The sequence below is a fragment of the Skermanella aerolata KACC 11604 genome (assembly GCF_000936425.1).
In the GTDB taxonomy this organism is placed as follows: domain Bacteria; phylum Pseudomonadota; class Alphaproteobacteria; order Azospirillales; family Azospirillaceae; genus Skermanella; species Skermanella aerolata.
Genome location: NZ_AVFK01000019.1, coordinates 60,458 through 76,798, shown reverse-complemented (window position 1 = coordinate 76,798; position 16,341 = coordinate 60,458). Strand labels below are relative to the sequence as shown.

Here is a 16,341-nt window from a genome sequence, read left to right as displayed (position 1 = left end):
GCCGGTATTGCGGGTTCCTTGCGCGGCAGGAACTAAGTACGTTTGTAACGGTTGCCATTCGCCGCCTCGTTTTCAGCACCCCGCATCCAGCGAATGGCCTTCAGTTCATGCTTGTCTACGGCGATCAGTCCCGGACCGAAAATGCTCGCGATGTTGTCGAGCGCTTGGACGAAACGCTGCGGCGGCTTGGGCGGATGCCGGCGGGGATCGAGCGGCATGCCGTCCTAGTGGCGGCATTGATAGATGCGGGTGAGTTGACCCAGGGCGTGGCGGACGCGCAGTTCGCGGACCTGGGGCATGACGCCCGGTCGGACCTGACCGATGCGCTGATGGCGCTGCTGATCGGCATCGCGTGCTGCGTTCGCCAGTCGTGGCGCACCGGCTTCCATCAATTGGGCGGCTTGCCGGAAGCGGAACTTCGTTCCGTGGGAGCGGGGCCGCTGCCGGACGCGATCACCACCAAGACGGCGGAAGGGTTTTCGCTCTACGGCCTGTACCCGGAAACCTACCTGGAGGCCGCCGGCGCAGTGCATGCAGCGGAGCGGCCGACCCAGGTGATCGGCCTGCGCAGCGTCGGAGCGCCGTTGGCGGCCGCCGTGGCCGCCGGCTTGGGGCTTCGGAACGCCGTGACCCTGCGTCCGACCGGCCATCCGTTCAACCGGGAAATCAGGCTGTCCGATGGTCTGTCCGCCGAGATCCTGGCCGGCAAGGATGCCCGCTACGCCGTGGTGGACGAAGGTCCTGGGCTGTCCGGCAGTTCGTTCGGCGCGGTTGCGGACTTCCTGGAGGACGCCGGAGTCGCTCCCGACCGCATCCACTTCTTCCCCAGCCACGCAGGCATGCCGGGAGGCTGCTCCAGCGAGCGCCACTGGCTGCGCTGGCAGAAGGCCCACCGTCCTGTCGTGGATATCGGCGACATGCTGATCCATAAGCCGAAACGGCCCGAACACCGGCTGGAAACCTGGGCCGCCGAACTGGCCGGCCCGCCCACCGGCGACATGATGGAAATCTCCGGCGGCTGGTGGCGGGCGCTCCGCTATTCCCGGGAAGCCGAGTGGCCGCCGGTCAAGCCGCAACTGGAGCGCCGCAAGTTCCTGCTGCCTGCCGCCGGCGGTACGTGGCTGCTGAAGTTCGTCGGACTGGGCAGCATGGGGGAGCGTAAACTGTCGCGCGCCCGGTCTCTCCACGCCGCCGGCTTCACGCCGGAGGTGGCGGGCTTCCGCCATGGTTTCCTGGTCGAGCGCTGGATCGATGGCGCCGTGTCTCTTGACCAGCGGTTCGGCGAACGCGACAGGGTGGTGGAGCAGGCCGGCCGCTACCTGGGCTTCCGCGCTCGTCATTTCGAGGCAGGGGCGGGGCAGGGCGCATCGCTGACGGCGCTTGCCGAAATGGCGCGGTTCAACACGGCACAGACGTTGGGGGAGGAAGCGGCACGCGACTTGGACCGTCTGGTACAGGATGCCGGCCTGCTGGAGGACGCCGTCAGGCGAGTCGAGACCGACAACCGCCTCCACGCCTGGGAATGGCTGCATGCACCCGACGGGCGTCTGCTGAAGACCGATGCGCTCGACCATCACGCCGGCCATGACCTGATCGCCTGCCAAGACATCGCGTGGGACATCGCAGGCGCCGCCGTCGAGTTTGACCTGTCCGAGTCGGAGTGCCTGCGGCTGTGCCGGATCGTCGCTGGGCAGTCCGGACATCCCGTGAACCCCGACCTGCTGGCCCTGCTGACGCCCTGCTATCTGGCTTTCCAGATGGCCGACCATGCCATGGCCGTCAACACGGTCGCACCCGAAAGCGCGGATGCCAAGCGGCTGCGGGCGGCCACGGACCGCTACGTCAGGCGGCTGGAACGGATCATCGCCGCCGGCCGCCGCGACCGCTCGCCGATGGACACCTGCATCGCCGCGGCCTAGGTTAGTCGCGTAATCCCGACGCCATCAGGCCCGTATTCATGTCCGACGCTGAAATGAGCCGCTTCACCCGACCGCGCAAGCTGGGGGAGCGAGAGACCATCCGTTCGCTGCTGCCCTATCTTTGGCCACGGAACGAGATGGAGCTTCGTGTCCGGGTCGTCGCCGCCATCGTCTGCCTGTTCATCGCCAAGATCGCCAACGTCTACGTGCCCGTGCTCTACAAGCACGCGATCGACGCGCTGGGCACGACGGCGGGAACGATCGCGGTGCTGCCGGTCGGCATGATCCTGGCCTATGGCTTGGCCAGAGTCCTGTCGCTGGCCTTCGGCGAGTTGCGCGACGCGATTTTCGCCAAGGTGGCCCAGCGCTCGATCCGGGCGGTGGCGCTCAACGTCTTCCGGCACCTGCACGCGCTGTCGCTGCGCTTCCATCTGGAACGCCAGACCGGCGGATTGTCGCGCTCGGTCGAGCGCGGGACCAAGGCGATCCAGACGCTGCTGTCCTTCATGCTGTTCAACATCCTGCCGACGCTGCTGGAGATCCTGCTGGTCTGCGCGATCCTGTGGGGGATGTTCAACATCTGGTTCGCACTGGCGACCTTCACCACGGTCGTCCTGTATATCGCCTATACCCTGGTCATCACCGAGTGGCGGACGAAGTTCCGCCGCGAGATGAACGAGATGGACAACCAGGCCAACACCAAGGCGATCGACAGCCTGCTCAACTACGAGACCGTCAAATACTTCGGCAACGAGGAGCACGAGGCCCGGCGCTACGACAACGCCCTCAGCTTCTACGAAAAGGCGGCGGTGCGCAGCCAGACCAGCCTGTCGCTGCTGAACATCGGACAGGCCGCGATCATTTCCATCGGCCTGACCGTCGTGATGTACATGGCGGCGCGCGGCATCATGAACGGCACCATGACCATCGGCGACTTCGTGCTGGTCAACACCTACCTGCTCCAGCTTTACCAGCCGCTCAACTTCTTCGGCTTCGTCTACCGCGAGATCAAGCAGGGTCTTGCCGATATGGAGAAAATGTTCGAATTGCTGGAGATCGACCGCGAGATCGCCGACGCTCCCGGTGCCAAGGCGCTGGACGTGGCGGGCGCCACGGTGACCTTCAGGGATGTAGAGTTCGGCTACGATCCGCGCCGGCCGATCCTGAAGGGCGTGTCCTTCACGGTCCCCGCCGGGCGCACGGTCGCCATCGTCGGCCCCAGCGGGGCCGGTAAATCGACCATCAGCCGGTTGTTGTTCCGCTTCTACGATCCTAACTCGGGCGGCATCCTGATCGACGGCCAGGACATCTCGACCATCACGCAGTCGTCGCTGCGCGCCGCCATCGGTATCGTCCCGCAGGACACCGTCCTGTTCAACGACACGATCTTCTACAACATCGCCTATGGCCGTCCCGGCGCCTCGGTCGAGGAAGTCGAGCGGGCGGCGAAGCTGGCCCATATCCACGACTTCGTCCTGCGCCTGCCCGACGGCTACAAATCGATGGTCGGCGAGCGCGGCCTGAAGCTGTCGGGGGGAGAGAAGCAGCGCGTCGCCATCGCGCGCACCATCCTGAAGCAGCCCGACATCCTGCTGTTCGACGAGGCGACATCCGCGCTGGATACCCATACCGAGCGCGAGATCCAGGCGAACCTGCGGGAAGTCAGCCGGGGCCGCACGACGCTGGTGATCGCGCACCGGCTGTCCACCGTGATCGACGCTGACGAGATCATCGTCCTGGAAGACGGCAGCATTGTCGAGCGCGGACGGCACGCCGAGTTGCTGGCCCAGCGGGGCGCCTATGCCGCGATGTGGACCCGCCAGCAGGAGGCGGCCGGCGAAAAGGCGGTAGCGGATCTGCCCGTATCGTATTCGAAACCCGTTATCAGCCATGGTTGATGCCATGACCAGAGATCTTGCCGTCAAAGACGTTACCGAGCGCCTGCGGATCGCCACGTGGCCTGTCCACGAGCGGCTTCACCTGCACCCGGTCCTCCGCCCGCTGACTGCCCGCCAGCCGACCGCCGAAGGGTATCTCGGCGCGGTTCGTGCCCTGTACGGCTTCGTGGCGCCGATGGAGCAGCGGTTGGGCGAGGAGGCTGCGGGACGCGCCGCCCGCACGCCGCTTTTGCTGGCCGATATCGGAGCGTTGGATACGGCGGCAGCGGGCGTAGAACCGCCGCTGGCGGCGGACCTGCCGGAGTTGCCGACGGCGGCGGCCAGGATCGGCGCCCGCTGGGTGCTGGATGGCTCGGCCCATGGTGGCCGGGCGATGCTGCCGCATCTCCAGCGCACGCTCGCGGTCGGCCCGGACCAAGGTGCCTCGTATTTCGCCTCGGCCGGGATCGACCTGAAGGCGGAGCGGCAGTCGCTCCGCGATATGATCGAGCGTGACATCCTGACTGAAGCAGACCGCGCCGCCGCGACCGAGGCGGCAGCTGCCGCCTTCTCCGCGCTGGAACGCTGGCTGGACCATCTCGCCGCACCTTCGCCCGCACCGGCGTCTTGAGCCTCGGGCGGTCCGACTGTAGGTTCATCGCACCATGACAGTCACTCCGCACTCTGGCAGCCAACCTTCCGGCAGCCGCCGCCCCGCCGCTTCTCCCGCCGAAACCGCCGAGGCGATCCGCCGGGGTGACCGCCGCGCGCTTGCCCGCGCCATCACCCTGATCGAATCGACCCGCGCCGACCACCGTGCCATGGCGGAAGAACTGCTGGCGGAACTGCTGCCTCATACCGGCAACTCGATCCGGATCGGGATTTCCGGCGTGCCCGGCGTCGGCAAATCGACCTTCATCGAAGCCTTCGGCCTCCACGTGATCGGGCAGGGGCACAAGGTCGCGGTGCTGGCGGTCGATCCGTCTTCGCAGCGGACGGGCGGCTCGATTCTGGGCGACAAGACCCGGATGGAGGAACTGACCCGCAACACCTCGGCCTTCATCCGCCCCTCTCCCAGCGGCGGCACGCTGGGCGGCGTCGCCCGCCGCACGCGCGAGGCGATGCTGGCCTGCGAGGCGGCAGGCTATGACGTCGTGATCGTGGAAACCGTCGGCGTCGGCCAGTCGGAAACCGCCGTGTCCGACATGGTCGATCTGTTCATGCTGCTGCTGTTGCCGGGCGGCGGCGACGAGCTTCAGGGCATCAAGAAGGGCATCGTCGAACTGGCCGACCTGATCGTCGTCAACAAGGCCGACGGCGCCCTGGTCAATGCCGCCCGCCACGCCGTCGCCGAGTACCGCCACGCGCTGGCGCTGCTGCGCTCACCGTCCAAGGACTGGAAGGTTCCGGTCCTGACCTGCTCCGCCGCGACCAGGATTGGCGTTCCGGAGGTTTGGGAAACCATCGGCAAGTACCGGTCTACGCTGTCGGCGACCGGTGCGCTCGACGTTCGCCGCGCCGAACAGGCGCGGGCCTGGATGTGGAGCGAGATCGCCGAGACCCTGACCGACGCCTTCCGCCACCACCCCGCCGTTCGCGCCGACCTCGCCACCGCCGAATACGCCGTCACCCATGCCGAGACGACGCCGACGGTGGCGGCCCGAGCACTGCTGGAGAAGTTCCTGGGCCGATCCCGGTAGGGACCGGCCGCCGTCCCGTTTTCGGAATTGCTTAGACGATCGTCCGAGGGTTGACCGGCACCGACACCAGCCGCGACGTATCGGCGAAGTTCGCCACGTCGTCCAGCGCCGCCTTGCCCTCGGGCGAGCCGAAGCCCGCCTTCATGGCGTCTTCGCTGTCGAAGGTCAGTTGGGCGATGCCGTCAACCGGCAGATTGCCCTCCGCGTCCGGCTGGCCGTGAAGCTGCACATAGCCCTTCAGCCCTGGAATCTTCGCCGCGATCGGGCCGTGAACGTCATGCCAATAGGTCTGATATTCCTGGGTCGAGGTTCCGGGCTTCCGGTACAGCAGCAGCGCCAAAGTGAACATGCGTCGATCCTCCCGATTTGGTTTTTGTTGGAACCACGGTGACCGCCCTCCGAAATCCTGTCAACTTGAACTAAAGCAGCATCGCCACTGTCGTTGATGGTCGTCAGGCTCTCACCAAACCTCAGTCCGCAGCGCCCCCGGCATATGCCGGTTGCCGCTGGCTTCGAAATGCGGCAGCCCCTTGCGCTCGCCGGCCTCGTAGTCGGCGAGAGCGGCCATCGCCCACTTTGACAGCATCAGGATGGCGCCCAAGTTGACCAGTGCCATCAGACCCATCGCAACGTCGGCCATCGCCCAGACCGTCGGAAGTTCCCCGACCGAACCGCCGAACACCGCCAGCACCGCGACGATCCGGAAGACGTTCAGCACCTTCACCCTGGCACCGAGGAAGGTCATGTTGCCGTCGGCGTAGGCGTAGTTGCCGATGATCGAGGAGAAGGCGAAGAGGAAGATCACGCAGGTCATGAACAGCCCGCCCACGGCACCGAACTCCGACGCGATCACCGACTGGGTCAGGCTGGCGCCCGCCATCTCGGTGGCTCCGGTCGGGTCGTACTGGTCGGATAGCAGGATGATGAAGGCCGTGGCCGAGCAGATCACGATGGTATCGACGAAGACGCCCAGCGCCTGGATGAAGCCCTGGGTCGCCGGGTGGATCGTCGTCGCCGTCGCCGCCATGTTGGGGGCGCTGCCCATGCCCGCCTCGTTGGAGAACAATCCCCGCTTGGCCCCGTTCAGCAGCGCCGCCGACAGCCCGCCGAAGGCGCCGGCCGCCGCCTGATCCAGGCCGAAGGCGGAACGGATGATCAGCATGAAGACGTCGGGTATCCGGTCGATGTGGATCGCCACGATCACCAGCGCCAGCAAGATGTACATCGCCGCCATGATCGGCATCATCCATTCCGCCACCCGCGCTACCGAACGGATGCCGCCGAAGAAGATCGGCGCGCAGATCAGCGCCAGCACGATGCCGGTGACGAAGGTCGGAACGCCGAAGCTCTCGCCCAGCACGTCGGCGATGGTATTGGCCTGGACCGCGTTGAAGGCCAGCCCGAAGGTGAAGATCAGCAGCACCGCGAACACGATGCCCCAGCCGCGCGAGCCCAGCCCGCGCTGGATGTAGTAGGCCGGCCCGCCCCGGAACGTGCCGTCCGGCTGCGGCACCTTATACAACTGCGCTAAGGTCGCTTCGACGAAGGCCGTCGCCATGCCGACCAGGGCCACGCACCACATCCAGAACACGGCACCCGGCCCGCCGAGCGTCAGCGCTATGGCGACGCCCGCGATGTTGCCGGTACCGACCCGGCTCGCCATGCTGACGCAGAAGGCCTGGAAAGGAGAGATGCCGCCTCCTTCGCAGTGCCGCGATCCCGCCATCACCCCGAACAGATGGGGAAATCGCCTGAACTGAACGAACTTCGTCCTGATCGTGAAATAGATGCCCGTGCCGATCAGCACATAGATCAGCAGATACTCCCAAATTACCGTGTTTAAAAAACTCAATACGCTATCGAGGATTTCCATAGAGCACCTTTCGCGGCTTTGGCGGGGGCTTGTTCTTGTGGAGAGAACACATCAATGGGCAAAAGGTTGTATGTCTGCCCGCATAGGCCAACCACCCCCTTTTTGCGATTCCCCCGCGTGTTGTTCTTGCCGTCCGGTCGCTTGCTCGGGCACAAATCTGATGATCAGCCGGCACTGCATTGGGGGACGAAGGATAATGGCGTTGAAGACAGTTTTGCTCGGATCGGCGATCGCCGCTTTTCTGGGCGCGTTCACCGCGACCGCCGCCGGTGCGGCCGGCGCGGATTACCAGCTCCGCATCCTCCATGTGAACGACGTTCATGCCCGCTACGACCAGATCACGGCGACCGGCGGATTCTGCACGCCCAAGGACGAGGCCGAGAAGAAGTGCATCGGCGGTGCTGCGCGGCTCCAGACCAAGCTGAAGGAACTGCGCGGCGACAACGCGCTGTTCCTGGATGCCGGCGACCAGTTCCAGGGCACGCTGTTCTACACCCAGTACAAGCACGGCGCCGTCCAGACAGTGCTGGGCATGCTGAACCCCGATGCGCAGACGCTCGGCAACCATGAGTTCGACGACGGTCCCGCCGGGCTTCGCCCCTATTTGGATGCCGTGTCGTGGCCGGTGCTGAGCGCCAACACAGACACGTCGCGCGAGCCGCGCCTGAAGGACCGCTACAAGCCCTATACCATCGTCGTGAAGAACGGCCAGCGGATCGGCATCGTCGGCTTGACCACCGCCGACACGCCGATCACGTCCAGCCCCGGCCCCACGGTCGCCTTCCGCAGCGAGGCGCAGGCGCTGACCCGGGCTGTCGCCGCGCTGAGGGCGCGCAATGTCGATAAGATCGTGGCCTTGACCCATATCGGCTATTCGGAAGACCAGGCGCTGGCCGCCCAGATCGATGGCGTGGACGTCTATGTCGGCGGCCACAGCCACACCTTCCTGGAAACCGGCAACGACAAGGCCGCCGGGCCTTACCCGACCGTCGTCAAGACGCCGTCCGGCGCTCCGGCGCTGGTCGTCCAGGCCGGTTCCTACGGGACCCACCTGGGCATGCTGGACGTGACGTTCGACTCCGCCGGCGTCGTGACGGCGTGGGAGGGCAAGCCGGTCGCCTTGTCGAACGACGTGGCGCTGGACGCCGCGGTCGCCGACAAGGTCTCCCAACTCAACGTGCCGCTGGCGCAGCTTCGCCGCCAGCCGGTCGGGGAGGCCAGGGTCGAGCTGGTCGGGACCAGCGACGCCTGCCGGTTCGGCGAATGCAACCTCGGCAACCTGATCGCCGACGCCATGCTGTGGGCGACCAGGGGACAGGGGACGCAGATCTCGATCCAGAACGGCGGCGGCATCCGGTCCGGCATCCCGGCGGGGCGGGTGAGCATGGGCAACGTGATCGAGGTGCTGCCCTTCTCCAATACCCTCGCGACCTTCGACGTGACGGGCGCCGACCTGCTGGCGAGCCTGGAAAGCGGCGTCAGCCGCGCACACGACAAGACCACGTCCGGCACTGGCCGTTTCCCCCAGGTGGCGGGATTGCGCTATGCCTTCGATCCGGCCAAACCGGAGGGGGCGCGGATTTCGTCGGTCGAAATCCGCGATGCCGGCGGCGCCTACCGCCCGGTCGATCCGTCCGCCACCTACAAGGCCGTCACCAACAACTTCGTCCGGACCGGCGGCGATGGCTACGGCCTGTTCGCCAAGGCGAAGAACGCCTACGACTACGGCCCCAACCTGGAAACCGTGGTGTCGGAATACATCAGGACGACCGGGCCGGTAGCTCCGGCGGTCGAGGGACGCATCCGGCGCGTCCAGTAGCGCCGGGCATCCAGGACAGGCCGCTCAGTCCGACGCCTCCGCCAGCAGCTTTTCCACCGCCATGCTGAGCTGGCGCGAGGTGATCGGCTTGTGGGCTATGCTGAAACCGTGCGCCGCCGCGTCCACGGCGCATTCCGGCCCGGTCTCGCCGGTCAGGATGACGCCGGGGATGTTGCTTTCGAACAGCTCGCGTATCCTGACGATCGCCTCCGTGCCGACCCGGCCGCCGCGCAGGCGATAGTCCGCGACGATGATGTCGGGCTTGCGGTGTCCCGTCCGCAGGCGCTCCAGGGCCTGGTCGGTCGATCCCGCAGCCAGGACGTCGTATCCCCAGTCACGCAGGATGCTCTGCAACCCCATCAGGACGATCGCGTCGTCGTCCACCAGCACGGCGTAGCGGCCGTCGGCGGGGCTAATGACCGGCTCCACTTCCGGCATCGGTTCGGGAACCGCCACGGCGGTCCCGGCCGGGACCTCGATGCTGAAGATCGAGCCGCGCCCCAACGCTGACAGCACTTCCACCCGGCAGCCGAGCAGTCTGGCAAGACGCTGGACGATGGCGAGGCCCAGCCCCATGCCCTTGTTGCGGTCGCGTTCGGGGTTGCCGACCTGATGGAACTCCCGCCAGATGTCGTCCATCTGTTCCGGCGGGATGCCGATGCCGGTGTCCTGCACGTCGATCCTGACCCGGTCGCCGGCCTGCCGGCATTCCACCCGGACGGCACCCGTGGCGGTGTACTGGATCGCATTCTCGATCAGGTTGCCGACGATCCGGCCGAGCAGGGTCCGGTCGGTCCGAACCGCCAGATCCTGGTGGTGGATCGAGAACGCCAGTCCCTTGGCCGACGCAACTCGGCCATAGGCGGCCTCGATCTGGCCGAACATCCCGCTCAGCGCGAAGTCTTCCACGGTCGGGGTCACCGATTTGGCGTCGAGCTTCGATATGTCGAGCAGCGCATCGAGCAACTGCTTCAGGGCGTCCAGTCCGCGCCGCAGGTGCAGCAGTTTCTCCGAGCCGTCCTTATCGGTTATGTGCTGCTCCAGCCCGTCGGCGAACAGGAAGAGCGACTGCATCGGCTGCCGCAGGTCGTGGCTGGCGGCGGCCAGGAACCGGCTTTTCGCCAGATCGGCCTGCTCGGCTTCGCGCTTCGCCCGTTCGGCGTCGTCGCGCGCCGCCTGCAATGTTTCCTGGTACAGTATTTTGTCGTGGATATCGACCGTGGTGCCGAACCATTTCACCACCTGACCGGTCTCGTCCAGCATTGGCAGACCCCGCGCCAGATGCCAGCGGTACATCCCGTCGGCCCGCCGCAGCCTGAACTCGCATTCGTAAGGGGTGCTGTCGGCCAGAGCCTTGCGCCAGGCGTCGAGTGTCGATCGTGCGTCCGCCGGATGGACCACCTCCTTCCAGTTGACGTTCCATCCCTGTGCGATGCCGTCGGCTTCGATGTCTTTGGCTGGTGAGGCGGCGACATAGGCCGCCAGCCGGGCATTGGCATAGTCGAGGGTGCCGTCGGGCTTGGCCGTCCAGACGATCTCCGGAACGCTTTCCGCGAGGAACCGGTAGCGCGATTCGCTTTCCGCCAGGGCGTCGCGCGCCTGCCGCCGCTCCGTGACGTCCTGGAAATAGACCGCGAGGCCGCCGTCGCCCGACGGAAACGCCCGGACGTAGAACCAGGCGTTCAGGGCCGGATAGAACTCCTCGAACTCGGCCGGGACCCGCTCCGTCGCCACGCGGTGGTACTGGCTCCAGAACGACGTGGTGACAACCTCGGGCAGCAGGTCCAAGAGAATGCGACCGGAGACGTCGGCTCCGCGGGCGATCACGGACCGGGCGCGCTGGTTGATGAAGACGATCCGCCAGTCCCGGTCCACTTCGAACACACCGTCCGTCGTGCTCTCCAGGATCGCAGCGGTCCGTTCCTGTGCCGCCTGGGCCAGTTCCAACTGGAGCAGCCGCCGCTCGGCGACCTGACGTTTCATCAGGGTCCGCGCCAGCAGCCAGCCGATACTGAGCGCCAGCGCGACCGCCAAGGTGCCGCCGCCGGTGACCGCCACCAGCGTCCGTCTCGCCGGCGCTTCCACCAGTTCGCCCGGCATGCCCAGGGTGACCGTCCATCCCGTCATGGTGGACACGGCGGACGACACGAACAGGTTCTCGTTCTTCAGGTTCGTCGCGAAGAAGTGCAGTTGTCCACTGCGAAGCCCGTCCAGCAGCGTCCGGTCGGGTTCTCCCCCGATGCCGGGATCGTAGCGGTCTTCCGACAGCGTGCGGGCGATCAGCCGTTGGGCGTTATCCAGCACGGCGATGCGCCAGCCCGGCGTCATGCCCTGATCGCGCAGCGCCTGGTTGATCGCCCAGGCGCTGACATAGGCGGTCAGGACATGCTCGATCCCGTAGGGTCCCTGGACAGGCACGCTGACCGCGACCACGGGCTCCTGGCCGGAATTTCGATCGGCCAGTATCCCGCTGACCCGGAAATCGCCGAAGCGGAAGACTTCGTCGGTCTGCTCGTCGATCGATCGAGGGATTTGGAACCCGCGCCGGGTCCGCACGATCCGGTCGCCGCGCCACGTGAGCTGCAACGCCAGCCATTCCGGACGCTGCTCCAGGATGCGGTCCGCCTGTCCGGTGAACTCCTCCCGCCATTCGACGATCGGCAAGCCGGTGACGACCAGCGTTTCCAGGGCGATCCTGACCGTCGTGATCCGTTCGTCCACCGTGTTCAGGGCGGTTTCAGCGGTCTGCCGGACCACGGCTTCCCATGAGCGTGTCTGCTGCCGGTCGAACAGAACCACCATGACGGCGGCGAAGATGACGATCGGAAGCGCTGCGGCCAACAGCAGGTAGACAAGTCTGATCCGCATTATTCACCAGGAGACCTTGGGCTAGGAGACTCTGGCCCGGAAGACCGTTGCATGGATGGCATCATACATCTGCGCGGTGGTTTCCGTATCATTGCAGGGCATATCTTTGTAGTTTGGTCATCCTTAAATTGCAGGAGATTAACCATGATCGGACGGTGCCGGGTCAAGGAACTCTTGAGAACCGGCGTCGTCATGCTGAATCCCGTCAAGTTGCTTGCCTTGGCCATGGCGGTTCCCTTCCTGCTCTGCGCCGCCGTGAACCCCGTTGCCCGCGCTGCGGCACCCGAATCCGCGCTGCAACGGATACTGAGGACGGGGACGGTGCGGATCGGCTTCGCGGCTGAAGCGCCGTACGCCTATCTAGAGCCGGGGGGCCGCGTTACCGGGGAAGGACCGGAAGTCGCCCGCAAGGTCTTCGCGCGCATGGGAGTCAACAACGTGCAGATGGTCGAGAGCGAGTTCGGCATGCTGATCCATGACTTGAAGGCCGGGCGCTTCGACGTGATCGCGACCGGAATGTATATCCTGCCCGACCGGTGCCGCCAGATCGCCTTTTCCGAGCCGACCTACCGGGCGGTCAACCAGTTGGGACAGGGCCTGGCGGTCAGGGCTGGCAACCCCCGCAATCTCCATGCCTACGGTGACATCGCGATCGACCGCACGATCCGACTGGGCGTCGTAGCCGGTACGATCGAGCACAGGTACGCCCGTGCGGCCGGTATCAGGGACGAACAGATCGTGCTGTTTCCCAATGCCGTTTCGGCCGGCCGCAGCCTGAGGGCCGGCAGGATCGACGCCTATGCCGCCACCGCCAAGGCCGTGGAAGCCCTGGTCGAGCGTTACCCGCGAGGATTGGAGCGGGCAAAACCGTTCTACAGCCGAATCCCGGCTGCCGGTCCCGAGACGGTCCACTACGGCGCATCCGGCTTCCGCTTTCAGGATGCCGACTTGCTGGCCGCCTTCAACAAGCATCTCCTCGAGTTCCGGGGCACGGTGGAACACTTGGCCCTGGTCTCCAAGTTCGGCGTTACGAAGGACGAGTTGCCCGACCTCACGACGGCGGAAATCTGCCGGCGCCGTGGATAGGTGCCAGGGCCTGGAGCCGCCGTCGAAGGATGAGAACCGGTGAGGCGCGGAAACGACAGGGCCGGGGATTTCCGCCCGTCAGGGAACAAACCAGTCCGCTCCACCTTCGTTCAGGGTACCCGAAGCGGTGGGAAGGCCGGTGCACAATTCGGTGGTCAGGGCGCTCGGCTCCCGGCTGCCGGCCCGATTTCGGACGGAGTGGAATGACGGCGGCAACCAGGCAAGACAAGTCCGGCGGACGGGACGAAGCTGGAAAAGCGTTGCAAGGCAACGGTTTGGAGTTGCGCACCGGCAATGACGGCGCCTTGGTCCTTGGGCTGTCCGGACACTGGCGGATTGGACAGGGACTGGCATCCGCTTCCGAGATCGAAGCGCTGCTCGACGGCGAGCGGCGCATCCGCACCGTCCGGGCCGAAGACCACGGCCTGGTGGGCTGGGACAGCTCGCTGGTCAGCTATCTGCTCAAGGTCAGCGATCTCTGCCTTGCCCGGAACCTGGAATTCGACACCGGGAGCCTGCCCGCGGGCGTGCCCCGCCTGCTGAAGCTTGCCCGTGCGGTTCCGGTCAAGGCCGATGCGGCGCGCGGAGACGGCGACGAATCCCTGCCGGTCCGTGTCGGCCGCTCCGTGCTGGAGGGCTGGCGCGGCCTGGATCAGGCGATCGCTTTTTTAGGCGAGATCGTGCTGGCGCTGGGACGGCTGACGATCGGCCGGGCAAGGTTCCGCCGGGTCGACTTCCTCCAGGCGCTCCAGGACGCGGGTGCGGCTTCCCTGCCCATCGTCACCATCGTCTCGCTGCTGATCGGGTTGACCGTCGCCTTCGTCGGTGCGATCCAGCTCCGGCAGTTCGGCGCCGATATCTACGTCGCCAATCTGGTCGGGCTCGCCATGACGCGGGAGATGGCGGCGCTGATGACCGGCATCGTCCTGGCCGGCCGGATCGGCGCCGCCTATGCCGCCCAGCTCGGCACGATGCAGGGCAACGAGGAGATCGACGCCCTGTCCACCATCGGCATTTCGCCGATCGACTTCCTGGTGCTGCCGCGCGTCCTGGCCTTGGCGCTGATGATGCCGCTGCTGTTCGTCTATTCGTGCTTCCTGGGAATACTGGGCGGCTACATCGTCGGGACCACCATGCTGGGTCTGTCGGGTTCCGCCTATATCACCCAGACCGAGAACGGCGTCCACATGATCCATTTCTGGGTCGGTTTCAGCAAGAGCGTGGTGTTCGGAATGCTGGTGGCTTTTGCCGGGACCTTGCGCGGCATGCAGGCGGGCCGCAGCGCGCAGGCGGTCGGCTTGGCCGCGACCTCGGCCGTCGTGACCTCCATCGTGCTCATCATCGTGGTCGATGCGATCTTTGCCGTCATGACCAACCTGCTGGGCATCTGACGATGGCATCATCGGAGACAGCCGAGCCCAGGATCGCGGTGGACGGATTGACCATGGCCTTCGGCGGTTTCGTCGTGCAGCGCGATATCGGCTTCAAAGTTCCCGCCGGCGACATCTTCGTCATCATGGGAGCGAGCGGCTGCGGCAAGAGCACCCTGCTGAAGCACATGATCGGGCTGATCGAGCCGGCGGCCGGCGATATCCTCTATGACGGCAAGAGCTTCACCGGTGCTCCGCCCGGGGAACGCGCCGTCATGAGTCGCCGCTTCGGCGTGCTGTTCCAGAGCGGCGCGCTGTGGAGTTCGATGACGCTTGCCGAGAACGTGTCGGTGCCGCTGTCCCAGTACACCGACCTGAAACCGGCCGAAATCGCCGAACTGGTCTCGCTGAAGCTGGCGCTGGTCGGGCTTGGCGGGTTCGAGGATTTCTACCCGTCCGAGATCAGCGGCGGCATGCGGAAGCGGGCCGGGCTGGCGCGGGCGATTGCGCTCGACCCCGACATCCTGTTCTTCGACGAGCCGTCGGCCGGCCTGGACCCGCTCAGCTCGCGCCGGCTGGACGACCTGATCCTGGAACTGCGCGACAGCCTGGGTGCTACGGTCGTGATCGTCAGTCACGAGCTGGCCAGCATCTTCGCGATTGCCGACAATTCCGTCTTCCTCGACGCCGAAAGCCGCACCGCCATAGACGGCGGCGATCCGAAGGAATTGCGCGACCATAGTCCGCACGCCGGGGTCCGCGATTTCCTCAGCCGCGGCGAAGGGCGGAATCCGGGACCATGAGGAACTGGTGATGAGGACAGGTCTATGAGGAATGGATCATGAGGAACAAGCCGAACCCTCGTATCATCGGGTTGTTCGTGATCGGCGCCGTAGCGTTATTCGCAACGGTGCTGGTGGCGCTGGGGGGAGGATTCTTCTCCCGCGAGTTGCCGCCGGCCGTGGTCTTCTTCGACGGGTCGGTCAACGGGCTTTATGTCGGGGCGCCGGTGAACTTCCGGGGCGTCCGGGTCGGATCCGTCACGCGCGTCGATCTGGTGATCGACAGCAAGGACCTGACGGCGCGCATTCCCACATATATCCGCTTCGATCCGGAACGGACCAAATGGGCCGGGACGCCGGAAGGCCGGGCGCCCGACATCACATACAGGGACATGGTCGACCGCGGCCTGCGCGCCCAGCTCGTCTACCAGAGCTACGTCACGCAGCAATTGATGGTCGAACTGGACTTCCTGCCCAGTTCGCCGCCCATCCTGGTCGGCGGCGATCCCAACGTGGAGGAGATCCCGGCGATCCCCTCGACCCTGGACGTCGTCCGCCGCAACCTCGAGAACCTGCCGATCCAGGACATGGTCGGCAAGGCCATGAACACACTGAACAATGTGGACCGTCTGCTGGCCTCGCCCGAACTGCCGCAGGCGCTGACCGCGCTGGCTGCCGGCATGCGCGAGTTCGAGACGACCATGACGGCGGCCCGCACCACCTTCACGACTGGGTCGGAGACGCTTACGCAGGTCCAGGGCGAACTGCGGACCACCATGGCGGAACTCCAGAGCCTGATCGGCACCGCCAACCGGGAGGCGGGACCCTTGATCGCATCGCTTCGCACGACCGCCGGCAGCGTCGAGCAGGCGGTCGGGCAGGCCAACGCGGTGCTGGGCAACGCCAACGACCTCGTTTCCCGCAACGCGCCGATCCGCTCGGACTTGGAGGCCTCGATGCGCAACCTGTCGCTGGCGTCGCGCTCGCTCCGCAGTTTCGCCGAGACCTTGGAACGCAATCCCAACGCCTTGCTGCTGGGGAGATGAG

General features: G+C 66.1%; 13 protein-coding genes. 9 read left to right on the top strand and 4 right to left on the bottom strand.

Going from position 1 to position 16,341, the window contains the following annotated elements:
- Positions 1–32 precede the first annotated feature (32 nt).
- Complete coding sequence (locus tag N826_RS43240) at positions 33–218, bottom strand: hypothetical protein (protein ID WP_147040449.1); 186 nt, start codon at positions 216–218, stop codon at positions 33–35.
- On the opposite strand from N826_RS43240, the gene N826_RS21680 reads away from it, so the two are divergent.
- The 4 genes from N826_RS21680 to meaB are packed head-to-tail and all read left to right on the top strand — an operon-like array spanning position 195 to position 5,496.
- Positions 195–1,919 carry a protein kinase family protein gene (locus N826_RS21680; RefSeq protein WP_147040451.1) on the top strand — a complete coding sequence of 575 codons (1,725 nt, stop codon included), beginning with the start codon at positions 195–197 and terminating at the stop codon, positions 1,917–1,919. The two genes, N826_RS43240 and N826_RS21680, sit on opposite strands and share 24 nt — an antisense overlap.
- A gap of 38 nt (positions 1,920–1,957) precedes the next feature.
- Entirely contained in the window at positions 1,958–3,817 is a 1,860-nt protein-coding gene (locus N826_RS21675; RefSeq protein ID WP_084721005.1) for an ABCB family ABC transporter ATP-binding protein/permease, read from the top strand.
- 4 nt (positions 3,818–3,821) lie between these two features.
- Positions 3,822–4,427, top strand: coding sequence for a biliverdin-producing heme oxygenase (locus N826_RS21670; RefSeq protein WP_044432352.1), 606 nt, complete (start codon positions 3,822–3,824; stop codon positions 4,425–4,427).
- A gap of 34 nt (positions 4,428–4,461) precedes the next feature.
- Entirely contained in the window at positions 4,462–5,496 is a 1,035-nt protein-coding gene (meaB, locus tag N826_RS21665) for a methylmalonyl Co-A mutase-associated GTPase MeaB (RefSeq protein WP_084721003.1), read from the top strand.
- 31 nt (positions 5,497–5,527) lie between these two features.
- On the opposite strand, the gene N826_RS21660 is transcribed toward meaB, so the two are convergent.
- Both N826_RS21660 and N826_RS21655 read right to left on the bottom strand, forming a co-directional pair.
- Positions 5,528–5,845 carry an EthD family reductase gene (locus N826_RS21660; protein ID WP_044432255.1) on the bottom strand — a complete coding sequence of 106 codons (318 nt, stop codon included), beginning with the start codon at positions 5,843–5,845 and terminating at the stop codon, positions 5,528–5,530.
- A gap of 111 nt (positions 5,846–5,956) precedes the next feature.
- A complete protein-coding gene (locus N826_RS21655) occupies positions 5,957–7,369 on the bottom strand; it encodes an alanine/glycine:cation symporter family protein (protein WP_044432253.1) in 1,413 nt (470 codons plus the stop codon).
- Positions 7,370–7,571: 202 nt separating this feature from the next.
- On the opposite strand from N826_RS21655, the gene N826_RS21650 reads away from it, so the two are divergent.
- The gene (locus tag N826_RS21650) at positions 7,572–9,188 is read left to right on the top strand and encodes a bifunctional metallophosphatase/5'-nucleotidase (RefSeq protein ID WP_169789394.1); all 1,617 of its coding nucleotides are present in this window, start codon (positions 7,572–7,574) and stop codon (positions 9,186–9,188) included.
- Between the two features lie 24 nt (positions 9,189–9,212).
- On the opposite strand, the gene N826_RS41835 is transcribed toward N826_RS21650, so the two are convergent.
- On the bottom strand, positions 9,213–12,056 hold the full coding sequence (locus N826_RS41835; RefSeq protein ID WP_084720999.1) for a hybrid sensor histidine kinase/response regulator: 2,844 nt from the start codon (positions 12,054–12,056) through the stop codon (positions 9,213–9,215).
- Positions 12,057–12,200: 144 nt separating this feature from the next.
- On the opposite strand from N826_RS41835, the gene ehuB reads away from it, so the two are divergent.
- From ehuB to N826_RS21625, 4 genes are all read left to right on the top strand, one after another.
- Positions 12,201–13,142 (top strand): ectoine/hydroxyectoine ABC transporter substrate-binding protein EhuB, encoded by a 942-nt coding sequence (ehuB, locus tag N826_RS21640; RefSeq protein ID WP_052831749.1) that lies wholly within the window; start codon positions 12,201–12,203, stop codon positions 13,140–13,142.
- A 203-nt stretch (positions 13,143–13,345) separates the two neighbouring features.
- On the top strand, positions 13,346–14,533 hold the full coding sequence (locus N826_RS21635) for an MlaE family ABC transporter permease (protein ID WP_084720995.1): 1,188 nt from the start codon (positions 13,346–13,348) through the stop codon (positions 14,531–14,533).
- Between the two features lie 2 nt (positions 14,534–14,535).
- The gene (locus tag N826_RS21630) at positions 14,536–15,315 is read left to right on the top strand and encodes an ABC transporter ATP-binding protein (protein WP_044432246.1); all 780 of its coding nucleotides are present in this window, start codon (positions 14,536–14,538) and stop codon (positions 15,313–15,315) included.
- 38 nt (positions 15,316–15,353) lie between these two features.
- Positions 15,354–16,340, top strand: coding sequence for an MlaD family protein (locus N826_RS21625; protein WP_044432244.1), 987 nt, complete (start codon positions 15,354–15,356; stop codon positions 16,338–16,340).
- Position 16,341: the final 1 nt, after the last annotated feature.

Coding starts and splice junctions, on each gene's coding strand:
- N826_RS21680 (WP_147040451.1), top strand. CDS start 195: ATGCCGGCGGGGATCGAGCGGCATGCCGTCCTAGTGGCGGCATTGATA.
- N826_RS43240 (WP_147040449.1), bottom strand. CDS start 218: ATGCCGCTCGATCCCCGCCGGCATCCGCCCAAGCCGCCGCAGCGTTTC.
- N826_RS21675 (WP_084721005.1), top strand. CDS start 1,958: ATGTCCGACGCTGAAATGAGCCGCTTCACCCGACCGCGCAAGCTGGGG.
- N826_RS21670 (WP_044432352.1), top strand. CDS start 3,822: ATGACCAGAGATCTTGCCGTCAAAGACGTTACCGAGCGCCTGCGGATC.
- meaB (WP_084721003.1), top strand. CDS start 4,462: ATGACAGTCACTCCGCACTCTGGCAGCCAACCTTCCGGCAGCCGCCGC.
- N826_RS21660 (WP_044432255.1), bottom strand. CDS start 5,845: ATGTTCACTTTGGCGCTGCTGCTGTACCGGAAGCCCGGAACCTCGACC.
- N826_RS21655 (WP_044432253.1), bottom strand. CDS start 7,369: ATGGAAATCCTCGATAGCGTATTGAGTTTTTTAAACACGGTAATTTGG.
- N826_RS41835 (WP_084720999.1), bottom strand. CDS start 12,056: ATGCGGATCAGACTTGTCTACCTGCTGTTGGCCGCAGCGCTTCCGATC.
- ehuB (WP_052831749.1), top strand. CDS start 12,201: ATGATCGGACGGTGCCGGGTCAAGGAACTCTTGAGAACCGGCGTCGTC.
- N826_RS21635 (WP_084720995.1), top strand. CDS start 13,346: ATGACGGCGGCAACCAGGCAAGACAAGTCCGGCGGACGGGACGAAGCT.
- N826_RS21630 (WP_044432246.1), top strand. CDS start 14,536: ATGGCATCATCGGAGACAGCCGAGCCCAGGATCGCGGTGGACGGATTG.
- N826_RS21625 (WP_044432244.1), top strand. CDS start 15,354: ATGAGGAACAAGCCGAACCCTCGTATCATCGGGTTGTTCGTGATCGGC.